This is a genomic window from Sorangium sp. So ce375 (assembly GCF_051473855.1).
Classification (GTDB): domain Bacteria; phylum Myxococcota_A; class Polyangia; order Polyangiales; family Polyangiaceae; genus Sorangium.
Genome location: NZ_CP150335.1, coordinates 4,067,822 through 4,089,908 on the forward strand (window position 1 = coordinate 4,067,822; position 22,087 = coordinate 4,089,908).

At 73.8% G+C, this 22,087-nt stretch carries 13 protein-coding genes; 8 read left to right on the plus strand and 5 right to left on the minus strand.

Annotation, left to right across the window (positions count from 1 at the left end):
- Positions 1-50: 50 nt before the first annotated feature.
- Positions 51-3,941, minus strand: a complete 3,891-nt coding sequence (locus WME90_RS15225; protein WP_437281834.1) for a serine/threonine-protein kinase — start codon at positions 3,939-3,941, stop codon at positions 51-53.
- 306 nt (positions 3,942-4,247) lie between these two features.
- Between WME90_RS15225 and WME90_RS15230 the strand changes: the two genes are divergently transcribed.
- The 5 genes from WME90_RS15230 to WME90_RS15250 all read left to right on the plus strand — a co-directional run bounded on the left by WME90_RS15230 (position 4,248) and on the right by WME90_RS15250 (position 10,843).
- The gene (locus WME90_RS15230) at positions 4,248-5,786 is read left to right on the plus strand and encodes a hypothetical protein (RefSeq protein WP_437281835.1); all 1,539 of its coding nucleotides are present in this window, start codon (positions 4,248-4,250) and stop codon (positions 5,784-5,786) included.
- Positions 5,783-6,691: a hypothetical protein gene (locus WME90_RS15235; protein ID WP_437281836.1), complete on the plus strand. Its 909-nt coding sequence runs from the start codon at positions 5,783-5,785 to the stop codon at positions 6,689-6,691. The genes WME90_RS15230 and WME90_RS15235 overlap by 4 nt, the downstream gene beginning before the upstream one ends.
- A 390-nt stretch (positions 6,692-7,081) precedes the next feature.
- Positions 7,082-8,587, plus strand: a complete 1,506-nt coding sequence (locus tag WME90_RS15240; RefSeq protein ID WP_437281837.1) for a hypothetical protein — start codon at positions 7,082-7,084, stop codon at positions 8,585-8,587.
- Between the two features lie 60 nt (positions 8,588-8,647).
- A complete protein-coding gene (locus tag WME90_RS15245; protein ID WP_437281838.1) occupies positions 8,648-8,815 on the plus strand; it encodes a hypothetical protein in 168 nt (55 codons plus the stop codon).
- Between the two features lie 465 nt (positions 8,816-9,280).
- Positions 9,281-10,843: a tetratricopeptide repeat protein gene (locus WME90_RS15250; RefSeq protein WP_437281839.1), complete on the plus strand. Its 1,563-nt coding sequence runs from the start codon at positions 9,281-9,283 to the stop codon at positions 10,841-10,843.
- A gap of 13 nt (positions 10,844-10,856) precedes the next feature.
- Here the strand turns inward: WME90_RS15250 and WME90_RS15255 are convergent, their stop codons facing one another.
- The 3 genes from WME90_RS15255 to WME90_RS15265 form a co-directional block, all read right to left on the minus strand.
- On the minus strand, positions 10,857-13,298 hold the full coding sequence (locus tag WME90_RS15255) for a hypothetical protein (RefSeq protein ID WP_437281840.1): 2,442 nt from the start codon (positions 13,296-13,298) through the stop codon (positions 10,857-10,859).
- Between the two features lie 107 nt (positions 13,299-13,405).
- Positions 13,406-14,029 (minus strand): hypothetical protein, encoded by a 624-nt coding sequence (locus WME90_RS15260; protein ID WP_437281841.1) that lies wholly within the window; start codon positions 14,027-14,029, stop codon positions 13,406-13,408.
- 20 nt (positions 14,030-14,049) lie between these two features.
- Positions 14,050-15,498 (minus strand): hypothetical protein, encoded by a 1,449-nt coding sequence (locus WME90_RS15265; protein WP_437281842.1) that lies wholly within the window; start codon positions 15,496-15,498, stop codon positions 14,050-14,052.
- Between the two features lie 326 nt (positions 15,499-15,824).
- On the opposite strand from WME90_RS15265, the gene WME90_RS15270 reads away from it, so the two are divergent.
- The 3 genes from WME90_RS15270 to WME90_RS15280 all read left to right on the plus strand — a co-directional run bounded on the left by WME90_RS15270 (position 15,825) and on the right by WME90_RS15280 (position 20,868).
- Positions 15,825-17,525, plus strand: a complete 1,701-nt coding sequence (locus tag WME90_RS15270; RefSeq protein ID WP_437281843.1) for a DUF1592 domain-containing protein — start codon at positions 15,825-15,827, stop codon at positions 17,523-17,525.
- Positions 17,522-18,886: a DUF1552 domain-containing protein gene (locus tag WME90_RS15275; RefSeq protein WP_437281844.1), complete on the plus strand. Its 1,365-nt coding sequence runs from the start codon at positions 17,522-17,524 to the stop codon at positions 18,884-18,886. Before WME90_RS15270 ends, WME90_RS15275 begins: the two co-directional genes overlap by 4 nt.
- Positions 18,887-18,954: 68 nt before the next feature.
- Positions 18,955-20,868, plus strand: a complete 1,914-nt coding sequence (locus WME90_RS15280; protein ID WP_437281845.1) for a L,D-transpeptidase — start codon at positions 18,955-18,957, stop codon at positions 20,866-20,868.
- A 175-nt stretch (positions 20,869-21,043) separates the two neighbouring features.
- Here WME90_RS15280 and WME90_RS15285 read toward each other — a convergent pair whose 3' ends face one another.
- Positions 21,044-21,760, minus strand: coding sequence for a hypothetical protein (locus WME90_RS15285; RefSeq protein ID WP_437281846.1), 717 nt, complete (start codon positions 21,758-21,760; stop codon positions 21,044-21,046).
- Positions 21,761-22,087 lie beyond the last annotated feature (327 nt).

Below are 22,087 nucleotides of genomic sequence, written 5' to 3' on the forward strand. Positions count from 1 at the left end.
CCTGCAGGGCCGCGGGCTCGCCGTAGCCGCCGGGGGCGGCGCGCGGGTCGCTACGGCCGGCCGCTCAGCATCGCCTCGAGCTCCTGCGGCACGCAGCCGTAGGCCTCGGCGGCCGCGAGCAGCGCCGAGTTCTGCGGCAGGTTGAGCAGGAACGAGCTCGCGTAGGGCGTCCCCTCGAGGCCCTTCAGCCGGCGCAGGAGCGGGGGCATCGCGCGCTCCATCGCGGCCCGCGCGCCCTCCAGATCGCCCATGTCCACGCAGGCGTCGTGGAGCGCCAGGTAGATCGGCGCCTCGTTCAGCAAGCTCGGCGCGCCCGCCTCCACCAGCGCCGCCGCCTCCCGCGCGATCTCACGGGCCTGCTCGGCGTTGCCGAAGCGGCGCTCCGCCTCGGCGCAGAACCCGAGCGCCACGGGCAGGACGTCGCGGTTGTCCGTGACGCGGTACGCGTCCGTGGCCTTCTTCAGCAGCGAGCGCGCCCGCGCGAGGCCCGACGATTCGAGGCGCAGGAGCTCGCAGCCCCGGTAGAACAGGATGCCGAGCGTCACCCGGTCGCGCACGACCCACATGCTCCCCGAGGCCTCGTCCGCGCTCGCGCGCGGCTCCGCGAGCACGGCGTCGAGCCGCGGCTCGGGGCCGAACGTCGCCGCCCAGCAGAGCAGGATCATCTGCCCGTGCCGCGCCGCCCCGGAGCTGCCGATCGCCTGCGCCCTGGCGATGCCCCCCTCGATCTCCTGGAGCGCCTCCTCCCGGGCGCCGATGGTCGTCAGCGCGAAGCCGACGTTCATCGTCAGCATCGCCTCGCGCTCCTGCAGCCCCGCGCGGCGCGCGGCCCGCGCAGCGTTCCGGCGCGCCCCCAGCGCCGCGGCGGGCTCGCCGCGCGTCTGGTGAGCGACCGCGCGCGTCTGCCAGGCGTCGACCGCCGCCCAGACGAGGCTCCGCCGCGCCGCCAGGTCGAGCAGGTGCGCGGCCTCCTGCTCGGCCATCGCCAGCTGCCCGGCGAACGCGTAGACCTGCGCCAGCGTCGCCGAGCACTGCGCCTCCTCCTCGACGAGATCGATCGACCGGGCGCGGTCGCGCAGCGCCGTCAGGCGCTCCTCCAGATCGATCCCGGAGCCGCACGCGTGGTCGTAGCGCGCGCGGGCCGTCAACGTGCGCAGCTCGCTCGCCTCGTCGAAGACGTTCTCCCCCATCGCCCGGATCGCCGAGTCGCGCTCGGCCGACCGCGCGTCGAGCCGCGAGTACGCCTCCTCCAGGAGGACCGCGCGCGCGAAGGCCGTCGGTTTGTCGGGGGAGAACACGAGCGCGCGATCGGCCATGGTGACCGCATCGCGGAGCGAGTTCGTCGCCAGGGCGCGCCGCGCGGCGGCCTCCCAGCGGATCGCGGCCTCCTCGTGCTCGCCGCCGAGGTCGAAGTGCTGCGCGACCGTCGCGCTGTCCTCGCCGAGCCGGTCGAGCCAGCGCGCCGCAGCGGCGTGAAGCTTCTGCCGGAGCTCGTCGCCGACCGAGGCGTACGCGACGTCGCGGACGAGCGCGTGCTTGAACAGGAACTCGCGCGCGGCCGGGAAGCGCGACGCGGGCTGCGCGACGAGGAGCTCCGCGGCGATGAGCTTCTTCAGCGCCGTCGCCGGCTCGGCCACCCCGACCTCGGCGAGGCCCACGTCCCACACGGACAGGCCGAAGACGCTCATGCGCACCACCGCCTCCCGCGTGGGCTCGTCGAGGGCGTCGAGGCTCACCTGGATGGCGGCCTCGATGGTCGGCGCCGTGGCGGCGTCCTTGCCCGAGGCGATGACCCGCGCGAGCTCCTCGGCGAAGAGCGGCGAGCCGGCCGCCTGCTGCGCGACGCGGTCGAGCGTCGCGTCATCGAACGGCCGCGCGGCCGCGGCGGTGCTGAAGACCGCCCGCGCGATCTCGCGCGTGGCCCGGCGCGCGATGGGGCGCAGCTCCACGCGCACGTGGTCGCGGCCGGCGAAGCGCTGGCCCTGGTCGCGCCAGAACGCCGGGCGCACCATGAGCACGATGAGCAGCGCCCTCCCCGTCGTCCGCCCGAGGAGGTGATCGAGCCACGCGATGCTCTCCGGGTCGGCCCACTGCGCGTCCTCGACGAGCAGCGCGCACGGCTCGATCGACGCGGCGTCGACCGCGATGTCGGTCATCGAGAGGTAGAGCGCGTCGCGCGCGCCGCGCAGATCGACGCCGTCGGGGAACGGCTGGTTCGCGAGCAGGCGCGCGAGGAGCCCGCCGTCGCCGTGGAGCGGCCGCCGCGCGCGCACCGCGGCGTCGGCCTGCTCTAGCGACGCGCCCTTCGGCAGGCCCATGAGCACCCGCAGCGCGTCGGTGGCGACGCCGAGCGCCTGCGCCCGGCCGAACGACTCGCAGCGCAGCTGGACGAGCCTCGGCGGATCCGGACGATCCGCGATGCGGGCGACGAACTCGCGCGCGAGCCGGCTCTTGCCGATCCCCGGCGGCCCGGAGATGCTCACAACGACCGGCGTCCGGTCCTCAACGCAGCGGTCGAACGCCGCGACGGTCGTGATGAGCTCGGCGTCCCGCCCCACGAAGGGCGTCTGGGCGTCGGGCCGCTTCGGCGCGCGCGCGATCACCCGCACCGCGCCGCCCTCCAGCGGATCGCCCATGAAGCGCCCGCGGGACAGCTCGACCGTGGTCGCGTCCGCGAGGACCCTGCCGAGGCCCGCCTCCCGCGCGAGCGCGACCGCGCGATCGACGACCTCGCCCGCCGCGCGCGTCCTGTCGACGCGCATGCGGCCCGAGGCGACGCCGACGCGCCCGCCGCGGCCGCCGAGCGCGAGACCGAGCTCGAGGGCGCGGGACGCCTCGTCGCCGTGGGCCTGCCGCACGCCGAGGTGGGCGGCGATCGAGTCGGTGCCGAGCGGGAGCGCGTCGGCCCCGCGGCGGCGCAGCGCGTCGAGCTCCCGCTGGCGCTCCTCCCCGGTGGCCACGTTCAGCGCCACGATCGTGGTCACGAGCCGCGTCCCCATCACGCCAGGGGGGTTGTCGCTCACGCGCAGCGGCGACGGGGTGGGCAGGTACGGCTCGCCGGCGATCGTCGCGAGCTTGTCCGCCACCTCTCGCGCCGAGCTCGGCCGGAGCTCGCGGTCGGCGAGGAGCAGCGCGTGGATCAGCTCGTCGAGGGCGGGGACCACGTCGAGCAGGAACTCCGAGAGGCGCGGCGCGGGCGTCGTCGCCAGGCGGACGAGGGTCGCGATGGAGGTCGGCCCCATGTGCGGCGGCCGGCCGGCGACCAGCTCGAACAGCGTCGCGCCCAGCGAGTAGAGGTCGCTGCGCGCGTCCACCGTCGCGTCGCCGCGCGCCTGCTCCGGCGAGATGTACGCCGGCGTGCCGACGAGGCCGCCCACGTCGGTCGTGAGCACGACCTCCTTCGACGCGGCCACGCCGAAGTCCACGAGCTTGATGCGGAGGGGGGCGTCCGGTGAGCCGCGGAGGAGGATGATGTTGGACGGCTTGATGTCGCGATGGACGACGCCCGCGGCGTGCGCGGCCGCGAGCGCGCTCGCCACCTGCCGCCCGACCTCGATCGCGTCGCGCAGCGGGAGCGGGGAGCGCCGCTGGCGCGTCGCCAGGTCCTCGCCGTCGAGCCACTCCATCGCGATGTAGGTCGCCCCCTCCTCGATCCGCCGCCCCTCGCCGTCCGACGCGCTCGACTCCAGCGTTCCGAACGCGACGACCCGCACGATCCCCGGATGATCGAGCTCCGAGAGGATCTGCCCCTCACGGGAGAGCCGGGCCTGGTCCTCGGCGTCGACGCCGACCGCCGTGATGATCTTCAGCGCGACGTACCGCTCGGTCTGCACGTCGAACGCGCGGTGCACGGTGCCGATCCCGCCGCGGCCGACCTCGTGCTCGATGTGGAATCGGCCTGCCAGGAGCGGCCATGCGGACTCGATGCGCGCGGTGCTCATGCGCTAGCCGACGTGGGCCACAGGACGGGCGCCGAGGGGGCTCCGGCGTGGCGGAGAGGCGATCTCATGGCGCCGGGCCGCGTGGGCCTGCGGTGTTCCGACAGGGCGCATTCGCGGAAGAGACTACGCCGTCGCTCCTGGCAGTTCCAGTGTCGCGGTCGCGTGGACCGGGTACGGGAGAGGATCGCGCGTGCCGGGCCTCTCTTGACGGATCCGGCGGCTCCTCTTACGGTCTGCGGCTCCGCTGCTCCTCCAACGTCAACGTTCTTTCACGCACGTTACGTTCCAACGTCGGGAGCCATTTCGATGCTCGATCGCGTCGCCGTTCACCAGACCCGGCTGCGCACGCCCGGCCTCGGGCTCGATGCCAAGGGGGTCGCGCTCGGCGCCAAGGGGCTCGTGCTCCTGCCCTCGATCGACCGGCTCGTCGCCTTCCTGGCGCTCTACACACGGCAGGGCTCGCTCGCGGACATCCTCCGCTCGCTCGTCGTCGAGGTCGTGCGATCGAAGCTGGGGGCGCGGGAGGTCACCCTCCTGTTCGCGGCGGAGAGCAGCGATCGGCTCGACCGTGTCGCCGAGATCGCGCGGCTCGCGGGCGGCTACAGCTTCACCGGCACCAGCCGGCACTTCGTCCAGTACCGCGACGCGGCCGCGCCGTTCGGGTACGACGTCCCGCAGATCCTGCCCAGCGACGCGGCGCTCTCGCTCTATCACAACGCCTTCTCGCAGACGTACGAGGTCGAGCGGCGCGTCGACGTGCGCACGCTGCTGCTCCGGCTCGAGCCGCACCTCGATCCGGCCGCCGGGCGGGACCCTGGCCCGCGCTGGCTGCTCGCGGAGTCGGGGCTCGGCCCGGCGCTCATCCGCTACTTCTCCCGGAGCAGCGTCGAGGCGGAGGTGGGCCTGTGCGAGTGGCCGCCGGAGTCGAGCTTCGATGACGCCCCGGTGCTCCGGTACCTCTTCCGCGCGCCGGCCATCCCCGCCCGGATGGTCCCGCTGCTCACGAGCACGCCGGGGCTCGGGTATTTCGTCCCGGTCGCGCCCGGCGCCGCGGTGGAGGTGGGGTTCCGGCACCCGGTGAACCTCCGCGCCTGCCCTGTGTTCGGCGAGGCGGGCCTCGTGCTTTTCCGGGGCGGTGGCCGCGAGGCGCTGGAGATCGCGAAGCTGCCGGCGATGGGGGACGTCGCGGCGTTCGCCCGGGTCGAGCTCGGCCGTGAGCCCGCGGTGGCGAGGGCGACGCCGGAGGGCGACGCGCAGCGCCCCGCGTCGGTCGTGCTGTCGCTCCGCCTCGTCCCGAGCTCCGAGCCGTGGCGATCGGTCACGGCCTCGTGGATCCGGCCGGAGGAGATGCCGCTCCTGCGGCACGTCGCGTATGCGCTCGGCCCCGAGACCCTGCGCCGCGCGCGCATCGCCTTCACCGCCGCCGGCGCCTTTCTCCGGCACCCCACCGGCATCGAGGGGATCCCGGTCGGCGAGTTCTTCCGGGAGGTCCATCCGGGCCTCTACATCCCGGCCGGCTACGATGCGGTCCCTGCGGTCGCGCCCGCCGTGCTGTTCCGCGCGCTGGGCGCCCCCGCCGGGCAGGCGCTGTTCATCGGGCGCGACGGGCGGGCGATCGGCGTATCGGAGGAGGGATTCGTCCCCCTGGAGACGGCGCTGCTCGAGGCGCAGCAGTGGTCGGCGGTGACCGTGTTCTCCGCGGGCCTCACGGCGGCGCTGGCCACCGAGCTGCCCGAGGTCGTGCTCGGCGGCGTCGGCATCCGGCCGCTGCGCGACCTCGCCCCGTCCGAGGTGATGCCCGAGCCGAAGGCGCTGCCGCCGGGCGCTGGCCGGACGCCCCAATGACCGAGCCCGAAGCGATCGCCGAGCGGCTCTCCGAGCTCCAGGCGAACGTGCTCGCCCCGCTCGTCCTCGGCGGTCCTCTGCGCCCTGTGCGCCCCTTCGGGGTGCGGCTCGCGCTCCTCCTCGGCGGCGGCGTGCCGGCGATCGATCGCGATCTCGGCTCGCGCATCGATCTGGTCCGCGTCCGCGTCGCCCGCCTCATCGCCCCGATCGACGTGCTCCCGGAGCTCGCCGTCGCCGAGTGGGCGCTCCTGGCCGCGCTGAACGACCTGCTCCAGCTCACGAACCACGAGCTCGCCGGCGTCCTGACGCGCAGCCGCTATCCCCGCCTGCTCGCGAGCGTGCGCGACCTCTGCGAGCTCGTGCCCGCGCCGTCCGACGTCGGGGCCGCGCTCTCGCGGCACGCGACGTTCGCGCGGGTGCTCGACTGCTTCCGCACGGACGCGCTCGTCACCTGGTGGACGGGCCGCGCGAGCTTCCGCGGCCAGCGCCCGCCCGCGCGGCTGCTCCGGTGGCGGCAGCTGCGCAGCGTCGAGATCGACACCCGCCGCGTCGGCCTCGCCGACATGGGCCATGGCACTCCGGGGCTCGCCGCGCCGGACTTCGCCGACGCGGTCTCCCTCTGGATGACGCGCTCGCCGCTCACGGATCTCGCGACCGCCGCCCGGAAGGATCCGCCGTTCGCGTGGTCGGCCTCGACGCTCGCGGTCGTCGCGACCCCTCCAGGTCGGACCCTCGCGTACCGCGTCCTCCTGCGCCAGCCTCACGACCTCGCCGTCGCGGCGCTCGCCCGCGCCGCGCGGGAGATCCCGCCGCGCTTCGGTCAGGCGCGAGCGCTCGCCGAGTCGTTCGCGAGCGAGGTGGCCGCCGGGATCAAGCTGCTCGACGAGCGCCCCGGCGCCGGGTGACGCGCCTGCCGTGCGCCCGCTCTGTCATCGCGACGCACCGCGCGCGGCACAGCGAAGAGCGCCGCGGCGTCGGGTGACGCGCGGCCGCCATGCGCCCGCTCTGTCATCGCGACGCACCGCGCGCCGCTTTGCTCGGCTCAAACGGGGCGTGGTACGCTCCGTCCTCCTTGGAGAGGCGCGCCGTTTTCGCGCCCGCGCCTTCGACATCACCTCACGGGCATCGCCCTGGGAGCGACGAACCGTTTGAACCGGCAAGACGCTGAGACTTCCGACAAGTTGCTTGCTCTCCCCTGGCGCGCGCGGCGTCGCGGGTCCTGTCGCGAGGCGCTGCTGCGCTCGGGGCGCTCCTGCACGCGCCTCGCCGGCGTCGCGTTTGCGGTTGCGCTCGCGGTGAGCCCGGGCGTCGCGTTCGCGCAGGCGGAGGCGTTGCTCGACGAGGGCAAGAGCCTGATGAAGAAGGGCAAGCTCGCCGAGGCCTGTCCGAAGCTCGAGGAGAGCTACAGGCTGAGCTCGAGGTCGGCGACGCTCCTTGCGCTGGCGATGTGCCACGAGAAGCAGGGCAAGGTGGCGACGGCGTGGTCCGAGTACATCGATCTCGGCGCGGCGGCCCGCAAGGAGGGCAACAAGCGCCTGGAGGCCGACGCGAAGGCGAGGGGAGCGAAGCTGGAGCTGTCGCTCCCGCGGCTGACGCTGAGCGTGCCTCGCGCGGCCGCGGTCGATGGGCTCGAGGTGACGCTGGACGGGGCGCCGATCGACGGCGCGCTCTGGGGTCAAGCGAGGCCGGTCGACCCTGGCCAGCACAAGGTGAGCGCGAGCGCCCCTGGCAGGAAGTCGTGGGAGCACACGGTCTCGATCAAGCGGGGCGAGCGGAAGAGCGTGGCGGTCCCTGCGCTCGCGAAGGACGCGTCGGCCGCTGCGCAGCCTGCGCCCGCGCCGGAAGCGCCCGCGCGGGAGGTGGCGGCGGCGGAGAAGGGGAGCGCCGGGGCCGGGGACGGCGCCGCGGGGCCTGGGAAGGGCGCGGCCGGGTCCGGGAAGGGCGCCGCGGGGCCTGAGAAGGCCGCCGCGGGGCCTGAAAAGGCCGCCGCGGGGCCTGGGAAGGGCGCAGCTGCGCCGTCGCCTGGGAAGGGCGCCGCGGGGGCGGGAAAGGCCCGCGCGGGGTCCGAGGACGCTGCTGCTGCGCCGGAGACTGCTGCGCAGCCTGCTGCGGATGCGCCGGGGCCGAGCGCTGGCGCCTCGTCGAGGCACACCGGGAGCTTCGTGATCGAGGCCGGGGTGGCTGGAGGCGCGTTGTTTGGGCTGATGGACGCCGGCAGCTTCGGCGATCTGAGCGCGTACTCCTACAGCTACAACGTCCCGGAGGGCGAGCTCATCGCGCCCTGCGACGATGAGGTCTGTCATGCCAGCTTCGATCCGGCGATCGGGCCTTTCGCTGGCGGTGAGGCGTTCGTCGGGTTTGCGCTCTCCGAGGAGCTGCACCTCGGCGCGCGGGTGCGGGGCGGTTACCGGTTCGGCGGCGGTTACCTCCTTGTCGGCGGCCCGTCCGTCTCGATGCGCTTCGGGCGCATCTGGCTCGGCCTTTCGGGGCTCGTGGGCCCGGTGGGGCAGGAGGCGAAGGTCACCGGGATCAAGGGGGAGATCCCCTCCGAGGTGGTCCACCTCAACTACGGTCGGAGCGAGGTCGCCGTGAACGCGCGTGAGGGCAGCCTCCCCGAGAGCGCGCTGGTGGAGACGCTCGCGTTCGGCGGGAGCGTCGATGTATCGCTGGTGCTCGCGGATTTGCCGAGCTCGGGCTGGACGTCGGGCGCGCTCCTGCTGAGCGTCTCGCCGACGGTCATGAAGGGGCTCGACGGCTGGGTATTCGCGGCCCCGGCGAGCCTCGGCTACCGCTTCTACTGAGCGGTCTCGCTACCCATCCTGATCTTGCCGGGGGCCCGGGTGAGGGGACCGGTAGCTTCGGTGCTCCTCGATGATGGGCAGGTCGAGAGCCTGCGCGATCGCGAGGCCGTCATCGGCCATGAAAAACGTCCCTGCGTGATCGCGCATCGCGCGCCGCACATGGGCCTCGAGCGCGATCCGTTTCAAGAACGTCGACGCCGATCCAGACAGAGGTTCAACGCGATCTAACGTGGGAATGTAACAGAATATGACGAGCTTGGCTCATGCATCGATCCTCAGGGGTGACGCATCCAGCCTTTGCTGGTGAGCGACCAGGTTCCTAGGTTGTTTGTTCCCGGTGTCGATAGTTTCGGAGCTTTGTTGTTCGGGTCCTTGTGGAAGCTGTCGTTTGGTTTGGAGAAGCGCTCGAGCGGCCCAACGCCTTTCCTGTTTTGGTATCCTGGAGCCAGCACCTTCGTGGGTGGCATCATGCCAGCGAGCGCGAAGAGCCGCTGCACGCCGGCGGGCGTCCCCCCACGCGGCGCCGCTCTGCAAGGCCGCATCGCCGACGACCGACTCCCGCATCCGCGAGAGCTCGCCCGAGCGGACCGCGATCCCGGCTGTCTCGACGGTCGACCTCTCCCGCAGCGCGTGATGCCCTGCGGGCCTCCGCCGCTGCTTTGTGCCTCCGCGGGGGCAAGCTACCGTCCCGCCATGTCCAGGACCGGGCGGCGCAAGCAGAAACCGACGCCGCGACAGGGCTCTCCGGAGCTCACGCCGAAGAACGTGGCGCGCATGGAGGTCGACGCCGCGGTCTACCGCCTCGTGAAGCTCCTTGCCCGCTACCCGGAGGAGCACCTCGACACGAAGGCCCGCGGCGCCCTCGAAAAGACGCTGCCCGTCCTCGATGCGCTCCGCGCGAGCCACCCGGACCACCCGCAGGTCGCCTGGGTCTCCGGGATGATCCTCCGCAAGCTCGGCCGCCTCGACGACGCCGTGCAGCTCGCCCGCCGGGCGTTCGAGCTCGATCCGACGTTCGCCACCGCGGTGAGCCTCGCCTACGCCCTCCGCGAGCGCGGCGAGCTCGACGCAGCCCGCGACGCGTTCGAGGCGGCCGCTCGCCTCGATCCCGAGGACGTCTCGGCCCGCTGCGACCTCGGCGCCATGCTCTGCGAGGCCGGCCGCACCGACGAGGGCCTGCGCCACCTCGAGGCCGTCCTCGACAAGCAGCCGGGGCACCCGGTCGCCTTCCCGATCCTCGTCTACCACCGCGCCGCGCGCGACGGCGACACCTCCGCGTACGACAAGCTCGCGGCCTACGCCAAGGCGCACCCGGAGAGCGGCGCCGCCACGCGATCGCTCGAGCGCCTGCGCGCCGAGGGGCTCCACCACCCCGCCCCCGTCGCGGTCGTCGAGGGCTTCGTCGCGGGCGTCGCCGAGGCGCTCGAGCACCTGCACCGCGATCACGACCCGTGGCTGAACCGCTTCGGCGCCCGAGAGCACGGGTACCGCCTCCACCCGCCGCTCACCCCGCGAGAGATCGAGCGCATCGAGGCGTCGTGCGGCGCCCGCATCCCCGCCGACTACGCCGCCTTCCTCACCCGCGTCGGCAGCGCCGGCGCCGGCCCGTACTACGGGCTCCTGCCGCTCGACGGCCGCGGACAGCTCGAGAGCCTCACCGGCGAGTTCCCCCACACGAGGCCCTACCGGCCCGATCCGCGGACGCTCACCGCCCCCCAGCGCGCCGCGCTCCAGGCCGACGAGGCCGTCCGCGGGACCGTCGCGCTCGCGCACATGGGTTGCGGTTACTTCTCCGTCCTCGTGATCCGCGGCCCGCGCGCCGGCAGCGTCTGGGCGGATCTGCGCGCCGCAGGCCTCGGCGTCGTCCCGACCCACGACAGCTTCACCGCCTGGTACTGCGGCTGGATCGAGGCGCTCTCCAGGGGGGAACAGGCGAAGATCCCCGTGGAGCCAGGCCGGTGCTCGGCGCCCGCGGCGCTCAGCGATTACCTCGCCTCATGGGAGCGGCAGCACGCGCTCCGGCCCGGCACCCTGGACGAAGCTGGGACGCGGCGGGCCTTGCGCGAGATCCCCGACGGCGGCATCGCGATCCAGGCCGCGGCGTCCAGGTACTTCGACGGCGGCGATCCCGTGGACCCCTGTCCCAGCTGCCAGCACATGTTCGATCACTTCCTCCGGAAGGACATGCTGCAGCGCTCGCAGATCCGGCCCGGCGCGCCGCCCAGAGCCGCGCGGCGCGCCCGGCCAGAGGCGTAGCGCCGCAGGACGCCTATCCCCTCGGGTCCGCGCGCCGCCGCCGGGCGCGGCGCGGCTCGCTCCGGACGCTGTCCGCCCCGCTGGACGGCTCGGGCGGCGGGGCGAAGCCGATCGCCGCCAGGTCCTTCTCGCCGATCACGTCGCCCTTGGCCACGAGCGCCGCGCGGAGCAGGACCGCGCCCATCTCCGCGTCGTTGCCGGGCCACGGATGATCGAGCACCGCCTGCAGCGCGCGCAGATCGAGGCCGAACGGCCGGCCCCGCAGGCGGACGCCGATGCGCGCGAGGTGATCCAGCGCGAGCGCGCGGAGATCCTCGGCGCGCGACGACAGCGAGGGCAGCGCGACGGCCCGGTCGCCGAGCCGGTCCGCGAGCCGCTCGCTCAGCTGGCCGGTCGCCGCGAGCGCGTCGACGGTCTGAGGCACCGCCACGACGAGCCCCACGTCGTCCGGCAGCGCCGCGCCGAGGTAGCTCTGCACCTCCGACGGCAACGCCTGGGCGTCGAGCACGAGCAGCGTGCCGCCGCGCGCCGCCTCGATGGGCGAGCTGTCCGGATCGCGCCACAGCGCGAGCGCGCTCGGCGTCCCCTCGGGACCCTCGATCGCCGGCTCGTCGCGGGCCGATGCAGCGCCACGGGCTTGCGCGAACGCCTGCGCGAACCCCTCGGGGACGGGCGCCGCGCCGTCGACGATCGCCAGCGGGCCGCCCGCGCGCGGCGACGTCAGGTGGACGACCGCGCCCCACGCGACCGCGTCGATCCCGGGCGCCGTCAGCAGCGTGACCGGGCCGCCCCCCACGCCGAGCCGCTCCAGCTGCTCGAGCGCCGCGCGCGCGGCGGGGCTGTAGGCCGCGGCCCGCGCCGGCCGCGCGAGCAGCGCCGCGATCGCGCGGAACCGCCCCGCGCCCTGCGCGACGGCGCGCTCGAGCCGGCCCACCTCCCGCGCGCGCTCCTCGGCCTCGCGGCGGGCGGCGACCTCGCGGCCGCGCGACCCCGACAGCATCGCCGACACCGCGATCACCGCCCCGAGCCGGTCGGCGACCGCGCGCAGGCCGCTCACCTCCTCCAGCGTCATCGGCGACGCGCGCCGGGCCCGCGGGATGGCGAGGGCGCCGATCGGGCCCTCCGCGTCGTTCACAAGGGCCACCACGCCGACGTCGCGCTCGGCGAGCCAGGCGAGCAGCGGGCGCACCTCCGGCCGCCGGACCTCGACCGCCTCGGCGGCCTCGACGCGCAGGACGCGCTCCGGCTCGAGCTGGGCGAGCTCGATGAGGCGCGCCGGCACCTCCGCCGGCTCGGTGCGCGCGTAGCCGGCGCGATCGACGGTCACCCGCTCGGGCGGTGAGAGCAGGTAGAGCGCCGGCGGGGCCTGCCCGGCCACGCCCGCGTCCGAGGCCTCGCGCAGGGCGGAGAGCGCCGCCTCGAGCGCCGCCTCCGGCTCCGGGTTCATGGCCGCGCGCGTCGCGGCGTCGAAGGCCCCGAGCCAGCGCGCCCCCTCCGGCGCGAACCGGCGCGCGAGCGCCGGCGCCGCGAGCCCCGCGAGCGCGCAGAGGGCGCACGCGCCGAACACGGCGACGCCGACCGACGACTGCGGCGCGCCCGGGAGCCCGAGATCGCCGCGCGGCGCCTGGTGCACCGCGTAGACCGCGAGCAGCGCCGGCGGGGTCGCGAGCGTCGCGACGGCGAGCGTGCCGCGGAGCGCGCGCGAGACCTGCGCCGCGTCCGCGGCCACGGTGCAGAAGGCCACGCAGACCGCCGCGACGGCGCTCGTGACGGGCAGGATCGACTCCGGCGGCGCGACGCCGACGAAGGCCGCCGCGAGGCCGACCGCGAGCGCGGTCGTTGTGAGCAGCAGCGCGGCCTCGACCCGGTCGGCCACGCCGAGCTCGAGCCGCCGCGCGATGCGGACGCGCGCGATCGCCACGAGCGTCACCGTGAGCGAGCCGAGCGACGCGGCGGACGTGGCGTAGTGGACGAGCAGCGGATCGAGATCCGCCGCGCGCTCGGGGGCGACCGCGGAGACGGCCGGCAGGGCGACCGCCACGGTCCAGAAGAGCGATGCGAACGCCACCGCGTCGAGGCGCCGCGTGTTCGGCGGAGGCTCGAGCAGGCCGCCGAGGCCGGCGATGCGCGCGAGCCCGACAAGCGCGGCCATCGCCGCGGCCGCCGCGCCGAGGTTGCCGAGCGCGATCAGCGCGAGCCCGGCGGGGCCGCTCCGCGCGGCGGCGAGCATCGCGGCGCCGGTGAGGCAGACGGCGGCCGCGCTGCGGGCCGCCGGATCGATGCGGTCCTCGCCCCGCGGCGGCCGCTCTACCCAGCGGAGGCCCAGCGCGAGGAGCAGCGGCAGCCCGACCAGGGCGAGCCACGCGGGCCCGTGGCCGCCGGACGCCCGGAGCGCGGCGAAGGCGGTGTAGGCGACGGCGGCCGCGGCGATCCAGAACGAGCGCCGGCGCAGCATCGCGGCGAGCGTAGCGTCTGGCCAGGGGGGCGCCAACGAGGCGATCTCATCCAGGGGACGAGCGCGCCATCCGCGCCGCCGCCGCGGCCAGACGCTCCTTCGCTACCTCATTTCGGGAGCGCGGCGATGTAGTCGTAGAGACACTTCATCTCGCTTTCCATGAGCGGCATCGGGGCGCCGAGCGGCATCCGGTTGTCGCACGGCGGGGCCGGCGTGACCTTTTTGTAGATCAAGCTGGCCTCCGGGTCGCCCGGCACGAGCACCATGGCGTTGCCGCCGCAGTCGACCGCCTGGCCCGCGACCCTGGTCTCCCACCCCGTCGACAGATCGAGGCCCGCCAGCTTCGTCGTCGCATCGTGGCAGCCGGAGCTGGCGCACTTCGACATGACCAGCGCCGGCGCTTCGGCGCACCCGGTCACGCCGCCGGCGCCCGTCGAGGTGGTCGCGGGCTCGCCGCCGCCGCCGGTGGTCGTGGGGTCGCCGCCGCTGGTCGTGGGGTCGCCGCCGCCGCCGGTGGTCGTGGGGTCGCCGCCGCTGGTCGTCGGGTCGGTGCCGCCGGTCGTCGCGCCGTTGCCCTGGCCGCTCCCGCCGCCAGGCCCGTCGTCGCCGCCGGTGAGGTACTGGTCCTTGTCGTCGAGGGTCCCCGCGCAGCTGATGATCAGCGCGGCGCCGCTCATCACGGCCGCGGCTGCGAGCGCGGTGCGCCCACCAAGAAAAGCGATGTACGTCACGTGCTACCTCTCTCTCTCGCTCAGTAAACGTAGGCTCCGGCGAGCCGCACCCCAAGGTACTGATCGATCGCTCCGCCGGCTACGTAGTCGTCGCCGATCGCGGGCTCGAACGACGAGAAGAAACGCGCGTACTCGACGAGGAGCCGCGCCTCGACGCCGGTCGTGACGGGCACGAGCACCCCGGCCATCGCGCCGATGCCCTGCACGCTCGCCCCGGCGAACCGGTCGTAGACCGGGCCCGACGAGAGCGGCATGAGGTAGTCGGCGCCCAGCGCCAGCGCGACCGGGCCGACCGGCACGCGCGCGTCGACGCCGGCGCGAACCAGCGTGTAGGAGACGTTCGGCACCGTCCTGGCCAGCGCCTCCGCCGCGTCGACCTCGAAGGTCAGGAGCCGGAGCCCGGCGGAGATGCCGAGCACGGACGACTCGCCGATCGACAGCCGCTCCCGCAGCCCCAGGTTGATGCGCTGGTAGGTCGTGCTGATCGGGTCGCCTTCGCCCACCGCCGAGTTGAGGCCGAGCGCCCGCATGTACCCCGCGGTGATGCCGAGGCCCTTGAGCACCGGGATGTCCGTCGACGCGAGCGGGTACAGCTCGCCGGAGATCGACACCGCGGGCTGACCGAAGACGTCGTAGGGCCGGAGGTTCTGCGTGACCGGATCGGAGTACTCGAACCAGCGGCCGGTGAACTCGACGCCGAGCTCGACCGAGAAGAGCGCCGAGCGGGGATCGTGGCGCTTGCGCTTGCCGCCCTTCTCGTCGCCGTCGCTGCCCTTGTCGTCGCTGCCGTCGGCCTTCTCGTCGCCGTCGCCGGCCTTCTCGTCGTCGCCGCTGCCGTCGCCGTCGCCGCCGTCCTTCGGCTTGTCCTCGTCGGCCGCGGCGGGCGGCGGCGCGATCTGCGAGAGCGTCGGGCCGAGCAGCTCCTCCAGCGCCTTCTTGCGGTCGTCCCGCGAGCCGTTCAGCGGCACCGCGCTGTCCACCGCGAGGTCGCCGGCGTTCTCGTCGACGTAGACGAGGTAGACCTCTTTCTTCTTCTTCTTGTTCGTCCGCGAGACGCCGTAGATGACGCCCTCGGCCTTCGAGGCCTTGCCGGCCTTGCGAATGCGGTCGAGGGCCTTCTTCCGCTGGGCCTTGACCACCAGCGCGTCCCCCACCGGCTTTGTCTGGCCGGCGCCCTTCAGCGACTTCGAGAACGCGTCGTCGTCCACGACCTTCAGCGTCTCCGGGACGAGCGACACGATGTCTTCGCGGATGTCGTCCGCGTTCGGCCCCTCGATGCGGATCGCGATCGACTTCGACCCCTTGGGGGCGGCGAGCGCGATGGGCGAGAGCGCCAACGTCGTGACCGTCGCGGCGGAGAGCCCGAGGAGGATCCTCCCGCAGAGGCTCAAGGAGAGGGACAGCGTTGTGAACCTGGTCGGCTTCCGCGCGGGCCTTTCGCCGGCAGCGGCGTCAAACGAAGAATGCACGCGCGCGAGCCTACAGGCGATGTCGCTGCTGGATCCAGCGTCTTTCGAAGCGCCGAGCGACATTTCTAGTGACGCGCAGTGTAGCTAGGAGACTCCGCTACAATCGAACTCGCAGGGCTCGCCGCGCCTCGTCATTCCTTGGCGCCTTGACGGGCTCCGGCGAAGTGAGAAAGGTCGTCGCACGATGCGCCGCGCCGCGCCGCGCCGCAACGCAGCACAGGCCAGCGCGTCGCCCACGGGAGAGGGCAGATGGATCGGTTAAGTGGACACGATGCGCCGCGCCGCAACGCAGCACAGGCCAGCGCGTCGCCCACGGGAGAGGGCAGATGGATCGGTTAAGTGGACGGCACCGCCGCGCGGCGCGCGGCCCCGGCGGCTCTCTCGGGCTCGCGATCGCCGTCGCGGCGGCGGCAGCAGCCTGTTCCGGCGGGCGCGGGGGCGAGGCCGGCGTGAAGGACGAGGCGCCGCGCTGCGCGGCGGTCCAGCCGGGCGCGTCGCCGCTCCGGCGGATGACGCGCTTCGAGTACAATAACACGATCCGCGATCTCCTCGGCGACGACAGCGCGCCGGCCGACGCCTTCGTGGTCGAGGAGGAGGCGCTCGGGTTCAACAACCAGGCGGCGGCGCTCGGGGTCACGCAGCTCCTCGCCGAGCAGCTCATGAAGGCCTCCGAGGCGATCGCGGCGCGGGCCGCGAAGGATCTCGGGAAGCTCCTTGCGGGGTGCGACCCGGCGGTGCAGGGGCCCGACGTGTGCGCCGCCGAGCTCATCGAGCGCCTCGGCAAGCGCGCGTTCCGCCGGCCCCTCGCGCCCGCGGAGAGCGAGCGGCTCGCGCGGCTCTTCGCCTTCGGGAACGACGAGCACGGCTTCTCGACCGGCGTCGAGCTCGTGATCCAGGCGATGCTCCAGTCGCCGCACTTCCTCTACCGCGTCGAGCACGGCATGCCGGATCCGGCCGGCGAGGGCGCGGTGCAGCTCTCGGATCACGAGATCGCCTCGCGGCTCTCGTACCTGCTCTGGAGCTCGATGCCCGACGACGCGCTGTTCGCCGCGGCCGACGCGGGGGAGCTCCGCACCGCGGAGCAGATCGCCGCGCAGGCCCGCCGCATGCTCGACGACCCGCGCGCCCGGGCCGCGGTGGCGAACTTCCACGCGCAGTGGCTGCAGCTGTCGAACATCGACACCCTCACCAAGGACACGGCGGTCTACCCGAGCTTCCATGCCGGGCTCCCGGCGCTCCTCCGGTCGGAGACCGAGGCGTTCCTCGATCACGTCGTCTTCGAGGACGACGCCGGCGACGTGGCGACCCTGCTGACGGCGCCCTATTCGCTGATGAACGCCGAGCTCCGCGCGTTCTACGGGCTGGAGGCGGGCGGCGCGGAGGCGCCCGGCGAGCTCTCGGTCGTGCCGCTCGACCCCGCGCAGCGCGCCGGCTTCCTCACCCACGCCAGCGTGCTGTCGGTGCTCGCGAAGCCGGACCAGTCCTCGCCCATCCACCGGGGCAAGTTCGTCCGGGAGCGGCTGCTCTGCCAGATCCTGCCGCCGCCGCCGCCCGACGTGGACATCCAGCCGCCCCCGGTGAGGGACGGGATCCCGACCCGCAGGCAGTTCGAGCGGCATTCGGAGGACCCGGGCTGCGCTGCTTGCCACCGGCTCATGGATCCGATCGGCTTCGGGTTCGAGCGTTACGACGGGATCGGCCTCTACCGCGAGGTCGATCAGGGCGTCCCGGTCGACGCGACCGGCGAGATCACGGGCAGCCGCGACATCGACGGGCCCTTCGATGGCGCGGTGGAGCTCGCGCACCGCCTCGCCGAGAGCGACGAGGTGCGCCAGTGCGTCGCGACGCAGTGGTTCCGCTTCGGCTACGGCCGCGTCGAGCAGGAAGAGGACGAGTGCAGCATGCGCCAGATCCAGGAGGCGTTCGCCGAGAGCGGGTACAACATCAAGGCGCTGCTCGTGGCGCTGACCCAGACGGACGCGTTCCGCTACCGCCGCGCGGCGCGGGGCGCAGGGGGCGCGCCGTGAGCGGCGCCGCGCAGCGCCGGGCGTCGAGGAGGCGCCTCGATCGCCGCACCTTCCTGCGCGGGGCCGGGGGGCTCGCCCTCGCGCTCCCGTTCCTCGACGCCATGGCCGGATCGGCGAGCGCCGTCGATTTCCCGAAGCGCTTCGTCGTCTTCTTCACCGGCCTCGGCACGGTGAAGCAGGCCTGGCAGCCGACCGGGACCGAGTCGTCGTTCGAGCTGGGAGAGATCCTTGCGCCGCTCTCGCCTTACCGGGACAAGCTGCTCGTCCTCGAGGGCATCGACATGGAGTCCGCCTACCACGGGCCGGGCGACGCCCATCAGCAGGGCATCGGCCAGGCGCTCACGGGCACGGAGCTCCAGGAGGGCAACCTCTTCCCGTACGCCTGCAACCCTGGCGTGCGGGTCGGCTGGGGCGGGGGCATCTCGGTCGACCAGCTCCTCGCCGCGAGGCTCGGGGATCGCACGAAGCTCTCGTCGCTCGAGCTCGGCGTGCAGGTCCAGTACGCCAACGTCTCGTCGCGCCTCTCGTACCTCGGCCCTGGCCAGCCGGTCCCGCCCGAGGACGATCCGCGCGCGGCGTTCGACAGGCTGTTCCTGGACCTCAGCGCCGACCCAGTGGAGCTCACGCAGCGGCGCGCCCTGCGCCGCCGGGTGCTCGGCAGCGTCATGGAGGACTACGGCGCCCTCGCGCGCGAGCTGGGGGGCGGCGACCGGCGGAAGCTCGAGCAGCACCTCGACGCGCTGAACGACATCGAGCAGCGGCTCGACGTGCCGGCGCTCCTCGGCGGCGCGTGCGCCTTGCCGGCGCTGGGCGATCCGCTCGACGTCTACGCGAACGACAACTTCCCCGCGATCGGGAGGCTCCAGACCGACCTGCTCGCGATGGCGCTGGCGTGCGATCTCACGCGGGTCGCGTCCATCCAGTGGAGCGCGACCCAGGCGGGCAAGGTGTTCACGTGGCTCGGCCAGTCGGAGACGCACCACGCGCTCTCGCACTCGAACATCGGCGACGAGGAAAAGCAGCAGCAGCTCGTCGACATCGGGCGCTGGCAGGCGGAGCAGCTCGCGTACCTCCTCGAGAGGCTCGACGCCGTCCAGGAGGGCACGGGCACGCTCCTCGACAACACGCTCGTCCTCTGGTGCACGGACATCTCGGAGGGGCAGAGCCACTCGCGGCGCGACATGCCGTACGTGATCGCCGGGGGCGCGGGCGGGGCGCTCAGGACTGGAAGATTTTTGCGCTACGCCGGCGATCCCCACAACAACCTGCTCGTCGCGCTGTGCAACGCGATGGGCGTGGACGTCTCGACGTTCGGCAACCCCGCGTACTGCACGGGGGTGTTGCCGGGCCTCTTGGCCTGAGCGCCCGCGCGCGCCCGCCGCGTGTTTTGGGCTTTTCGTCGGGCGCCGATTTTGGCAAGTACGCCCGCATGGGCGCCCTGCTGTCCTTCGGGAAGCCTCAACGTGCGCTGCGCGCGGCGCACCTCGCTCTTCGTCTCGCTCACCTCGCGGCGCTCTCGGCGGCGGCGTGCGGCTGTCGCAAGCCTGCGGACGTCCCGGCCGACGCGGGGGCGACGGCGTCCGCCGGCGACGCGGGCGCGGACGCGGCCCCCGCGGCGCTCGCGTCGGCCGAGGGGCAGGCCGCGCCCGCGGAGCTCGCGGCGCCCGCGTGGCCGCCGAGCGACAAGCCGCTGCTCGGCGTGACCGCGTTCGTGGCGACCGTCTACAAGGAGCCGCGCGACACGTCGAAGAAGCTCGGCTACCTGCGCGTCGGCTCCAGGGTGCCCCGCTCCGCGGAGCCCGCCGGCACCGCGGGCTGCCCGGGCGGCTGGTACGCGATCGAGCCTCGCGGCTACCTCTGTGTCGGCGAGGAGGCGACGCTCGACCTCGACGACCCGATCCTCAAGGCCGCCGGCCCAGGGCCGAACCTGAGGACCGCGCTGCCGTACCGGTACGCCTTCGTCCGCGCGGTGCTGCCGCTCTACCTGCGCGTGCCCACCGCGGAGGAGCAGCGCAAGTCGGAGTTCAAGCTCGACGAGCACCTGTCGTGGTTCGAGGAGAACAAGGCGACCGTGCAGCGGGTCGTGCTCGGCGCGAACGACGTGGCGATCGACGCGCGCGGCGTGCCGCTGCCGGGCAAGCAGCTCGGCGAGCTCGGCCTGGGGAAGAACTCGCTCGAGCTGGGCGAGGGCGCCCTGCTCGGCGGGGAGGGCGAGGGCGACCCGATCCCGTTCTGGCTCGAGGGCGGCAAGCGCCTCATCCGCAACATCAGCGACTTCAAGGTCCCGGACTACGCGGTCTTCGCCGATCGCGCGCGGCGCTTCACCGGGCTGTCGCTGATCGGATCGTTCCCGACCGGACCGGAGTCGCTGGGGCGGCGGTTCGCGATCACGACCGATCTCCGGCTCGTGCCTGCGACGAAGATCAAGCCCGACACCGGCTCTCCCTGGCACGGCGTCGAGCTGACCGACGCGCTCACGCTGCCGCTCGCCTTCGTGCGGGCGCGGGGCGCTCGCGACGTCCAGATCCAGGGAGACAAGGCGACGCCGGGCAAGGAGCTGCCGTTCCGGGACGTCGTCCCGCTGACCGGCAGGATGCGCCGGATCGAGGGCGTGAAGTACTACCGCACCCGGGATCAGCGGTATGTGAGCCAGCTGGACGTCGGGCTCGCGGTCGCGCCGTCCGCGTGGCCGGAGGTCGCCGAGAAGGGCGAGAAGTGGATCGAGGTGTCGATCACGCACCAGACGCTGGTCCTCTGGGAGGGCAAGCGCCCGGTCTACGCCACGCTGGTCTCGACCGGCCAGGCCGGGGTGGCCGATCCAAAGACCACGACCGCGACGGTGCGCGGCATCTTCCGCATCCGCAACAAGCACATCACGGCGACCATGGATTCGAACGAGTCGTCGAGCGTCGGCGGCCGCGCGGAGACGACGGCCGACGCGCCGTCGGCGTCGCGCGGCGCGAAGCCGGAGAAGGGCGGCTCGTCGAAGGAGCGCGCGTCGAAGAAGCCCGGCGCGAGCGCGGCGGCGAAGCCCGCGGCAGGCGAGAAGGTGGTCCCTCGCAAGGGCGACGGGGAGTACGGCGTGACGCGGCGCCGCGGCGAGGGGACCTACGCCCTCAAGGACGTGCCGTACATCCAGTACTTCGCGAGCGGCTATGCGCTTCACACCGCGTACTGGCACGACGTCTTCGGCACCCCGCGCAGCCACGGCTGCATCAACCTGTCGCCCATCGACTCCCACCGACTGTTCCTGTGGACCGAGCCCCAGGTCCCGCCCGGATGGCACGCCATCAACACAGGCGAGGAGCTGGGCGAGGGCACCACCATCATCATCCACGAGTAGCAGGGCGGGCGCCCGCTTCGGATACGGGCCCATCTCGACGTTTTCGGTGCTCGGCGTACAGACGTACGCCTCCGCGCCGAAAACGCCGAGCTGGGCCCGTCTCCTGTGCGGGCGACCGCCGCGGACGCCGTCTGGGGGAGAGAGAGAAGGGAAGAGAGAGGGGGGATGCGGCGCGTTAGTGCTTTGGTGCGGTGCGGAGGAGGTCGGTCAGGGCGTCGTCGGCGGATGGGGTGAGGGCGTCGAGGAGCGTGGCTAGGCGGGCGTGCTGGTCCGGGGTGAAGGGGGGCATGCCGAAGCGCGCGCGCACGCCTGAGAGGCGCAGGACGAGGCCGGCGCCGTCCTGGTAGCCGGCGATCCATGGGCCACGGGTGAGCTCGTCGCAGATCTGACGGAGCCGCGCTTCGAAGGCGGTGCGATCGGCGACGGCGCCGGCGGGGGAGGGGGCTCGCCGGTGGAAGTGGTGGATCGAGGCGGCGTCCTCGGTGGGGGCGCCGTCGATGGCAGCTAGGCCGGCGCGGAGGTCGTCGAGGAGGGGGGCGAGGCCGGTCCTGCGGACGAGCGCGCCGTCGAGGCACATCTCCCAGAGCACGTGGGCGAACAGCGGTAGCCGCGGCGCGCCGAGCGAGGCGCTGCGCAGCGCCTCGGCGAGGCGGCGCTCCCCCTCGATGAAGACGGGGGCGGCGTGGAACCAGCGATCGACGGCAACGTGGTGATCGATGCCGGCCAGCACCTCCGCGAGGCGCGGCGGCGGGGCGGCAGGGCGATCGGGCGCGCGGGACGGCCTGACGCGCCGGTCGGCCATGCGCCAGAGGTCCGGGAGCATCGCCGCAGCGGCCGCGGCAGCCGAGCCGAGATCGCGCGCGGCGAGGTGGCGATGAAGCAAGAAGTTCATGGGTTCAGGATGGCGCTGCCGCCCGCAGCGGTGAACCGATTTAGCGCGCTCTCCCTCCCGCTCTTCAGCGCGCTCTCCCTCCCGCTCTTCGATAAGGAACGATCCATCGTGGTCTGCTACGCGAGCTCATCAGTTGCTGAGCGGCTCACCTCCATGGCGCGCATGTAGGAGGAGTGGCCCTATCGAGCCTGAATCCTGCCACCCGTTACCTGGCCAGCGAAAATATCTCCATGCCAGTCGCCCGTCGCGGCCGTCATGGCCTCTTTCTCTCCTGGAGCCGCGGGCGAGGGGATGTGCGTGGCGGGGCGCGCGTGGGGACGGGCCGCT

Excerpts from the sequence above, each read along its gene's own strand:
- WME90_RS15225 (WP_437281834.1), bottom strand. The coding sequence starts at position 3,941 with ATGAGCACCGCGCGCATCGAGTCCGCATGGCCGCTCCTGGCAGGCCGA.
- WME90_RS15230 (WP_437281835.1), top strand. The coding sequence starts at position 4,248 with ATGCTCGATCGCGTCGCCGTTCACCAGACCCGGCTGCGCACGCCCGGC.
- WME90_RS15235 (WP_437281836.1), top strand. The coding sequence starts at position 5,783 with ATGACCGAGCCCGAAGCGATCGCCGAGCGGCTCTCCGAGCTCCAGGCG.
- WME90_RS15250 (WP_437281839.1), top strand. The coding sequence starts at position 9,281 with ATGTCCAGGACCGGGCGGCGCAAGCAGAAACCGACGCCGCGACAGGGC.
- WME90_RS15255 (WP_437281840.1), bottom strand. The coding sequence starts at position 13,298 with ATGCTGCGCCGGCGCTCGTTCTGGATCGCCGCGGCCGCCGTCGCCTAC.
- WME90_RS15270 (WP_437281843.1), top strand. The coding sequence starts at position 15,825 with ATGGATCGGTTAAGTGGACGGCACCGCCGCGCGGCGCGCGGCCCCGGC.
- WME90_RS15280 (WP_437281845.1), top strand. The coding sequence starts at position 18,955 with ATGGGCGCCCTGCTGTCCTTCGGGAAGCCTCAACGTGCGCTGCGCGCG.
- WME90_RS15285 (WP_437281846.1), bottom strand. The coding sequence starts at position 21,760 with ATGAACTTCTTGCTTCATCGCCACCTCGCCGCGCGCGATCTCGGCTCG.